Annotated in this window: 3 protein-coding genes and 1 pseudogene; 2 read left to right on the top strand and 2 right to left on the bottom strand. The window is 69.6% G+C overall.

Going from position 1 to position 2,183, the window contains the following annotated elements; translation table 11 throughout:
- Window positions 1–420: pseudogene (locus tag QN345_RS18240) on the bottom strand (hypothetical protein); the annotation flags it as partial.
- Complete coding sequence (gene pyrE, locus QN345_RS18235) at window positions 420–968, bottom strand: orotate phosphoribosyltransferase (protein WP_134446203.1); 549 nt, start codon at window positions 966–968, stop codon at window positions 420–422. The gene pyrE and the pseudogene QN345_RS18240, both read right to left, overlap by 1 nt.
- On the opposite strand from pyrE, the gene QN345_RS18230 reads away from it, so the two are divergent.
- Window positions 958–1,242 carry a hypothetical protein gene (locus tag QN345_RS18230; RefSeq protein ID WP_134561949.1) on the top strand — a complete coding sequence of 95 codons (285 nt, stop codon included), beginning with the start codon at window positions 958–960 and terminating at the stop codon, window positions 1,240–1,242. The two genes, pyrE and QN345_RS18230, sit on opposite strands and share 11 nt — an antisense overlap.
- Window positions 1,243–1,301: 59 nt before the next feature.
- A partial coding sequence (locus QN345_RS18225; RefSeq protein WP_323509030.1) for a LysR family transcriptional regulator occupies window positions 1,302–2,183 on the top strand: 882 nt, incomplete at its 3' end.

Genomic DNA, 2,183 nt, shown 5'->3' with positions numbered 1-2,183 from the left:
GGCCGTGGCGCCGGCAGCGCGCGGCCGGAACACGGCCGGCTCGACCACAGAAGGCTCGCCCACGGGTACCGGCGAGTGCACGGCGGGAGTCGGAGCGAGCGGCGGAGCAAGCGGCGGAGCAACCGGCGGCGCAACCGGGGCGGATGCCGCCGGCTTGACCACGGTCACGGCGGCGGTCGCCGTCGTCGGCTTGAGTCCCCACAGGAACGCGGGCGCCGGAGTTTCAGGATCCGATGTCGTACCGGCACCAGAGGCGTCGCCGGAACGGGAAACCCGGCCGGGGGCATCCGCTGGGGCACCCTTCGCCCGGCGCGGGCGACGCATCACGAAGTCGTCCGGCAGGGTCGGCTTGGTGCCGTCGCCGAGCTGGGAGGCGAGCCAGTCGATTCCTTCTTCGCCGCTCCCCGACTGGTCTGGCATTAGTTCAGCCCCAGGTCCTCAAGGCCGATGGCGGCGAAGTAGGGGTAGCCGGCCGCTTCGATGACTTCGCGGGCGCCGGTGTTGCGGTCGACGACGACCGCGACGCCGGCGATGATCGCGCCGACCTTGAGCAGGGCTTCGACGGCCGCGAGCGGGGATCCGCCGGTGGTCGAGGTGTCCTCGAGCACGATCACGCGCTTGCCGGCGAGGTCGGGGCCCTCGACCTGGCGGCCGCGGCCGTGGTCCTTGGGCTCCTTGCGCACGACGAACGCGTCGTAGGAGAGGCCGCGGGCGACACCCTGGTGCAGGATCGCCGCGGCTACGGGGTCTGCGCCCATCGTCATGCCGCCGACGGCGGTGACGTCGGGCACACCGGCGATGAGGTCGATCATGACCTGGCCGATCAGCGGGGCGACCCGGTGGTCGAGGCTCACCTTGCGGAGGTCGACGTAGTACGTCGCCTTCTTCCCGCTCGTGAGGGTGAAGTCACCGTGGAACACGGCCTCAGCCGAGATGTAGTCAATGAGCTGCTGCCGAATGTCCGTCACGGATCAACTGTATGCCATTCGGGATTGGCGACGCCTGCCCCGGCCCGGGGGACGGGGAGGCGTCACGCAGGGGTCAGAAGCCGCGAACGAAGGTGCGCTGTTCGGGCATGTGACGGTAGCCGTCATTCTGCACATCGACAACAACGCCAACGATGGACGCGACAACGATCAGGGAGAGCACGGCAATGAGAACGAACACGAGGGGGCCTTTCAACCAGGGGTGGATGTCGGTGATACGGAGGCACTGCTGCACGTGTTCGACGTATTTATTTGACCACCTCTAACCATGCAGCACAATCGCATTGTCCTGTACTCATTGTGTAGCGTAGCTACATGGACATTCAGCGGCTCGAACTGCTCAGGGAACTGGCCGAACGCGGCTCGATCACCGAGGTCGCGCGGGCGACGCATCGCACGGCATCCGCCGTCTCCCAGCAACTCAAAGTGCTCGAGCGCGAGGCCGGGGTGCGCCTCACCGAGCGCCGCGGGAGGGGCATCGTTCTGACGGATGCCGGGCGCGCGCTCGCCCGCAGCGCCACCGATGTGTCGGTCGCGATCGCCCGCGCCACCGCCGTCTGGCACGAGTTCCGGAACGACGCCTCCGGAGGGGTCAGCGTGGTCACCTTCCCGACCGCCGGCGAGATGCTCCTGCCCGGGGCCATGCTGCAACTCGCCGACCGGCCCGGCCTCGTGGTCACGTGCACCGACCTCGACCCGGAGCTCCGGGACTTCCCTGCGCTCACGGCCGACTACGACATCGTGCTCGCGTACAGCCTGAGCGGCCAGCGGTCCTGGGGCGGGCGCGGCCTGACGGTCGTTCCGCTCATGACGGAGCCGATCGACGTCGGGCTGCCCGCCGATCACCGGCTCGCCGGCCGCTCCTGGCTCGCCCCGGCGGACGTGATCGACGAGACCTGGATCGGGGTGCCGGACGGGTATCCCTTCGAGCGGATCCTGGACGAGATCGAGGAGCGCACCCCCGGCCACGTCACTGTCGCCCAGCGATTCGCCGACATGAGGCTCATCGAGGCGTTCGTGACGGCAGGCCTCGGGATCGCCCTCGTGCCGCGCTACACGTGGGGAGGCGGCCAACCGGGGCGGGTGACGCTCAAGCCGTTGCGCGGGGTGGACGCCGAGCGGCAGATCGTTGCGCTGATGCGCCCGGACCGCGCCGAGCGCCTCGCCGTACGCACGGTCGTCGACGTGCTCCGCACC

Origin of the sequence: Cryobacterium sp. 10I1, assembly GCF_035019805.1 — a bacterium.
In the GTDB taxonomy this organism is placed as follows: domain Bacteria; phylum Actinomycetota; class Actinomycetes; order Actinomycetales; family Microbacteriaceae; genus Cryobacterium; species Cryobacterium glucosi.
Note: the sequence above shows the minus strand (reverse complement) of the source record. Positions and strands in the feature narration are given on the sequence as shown.

Coding starts and splice junctions, on each gene's coding strand:
- QN345_RS18230 (WP_134561949.1), top strand. CDS start 958: ATGTCCGTCACGGATCAACTGTATGCCATTCGGGATTGGCGACGCCTG.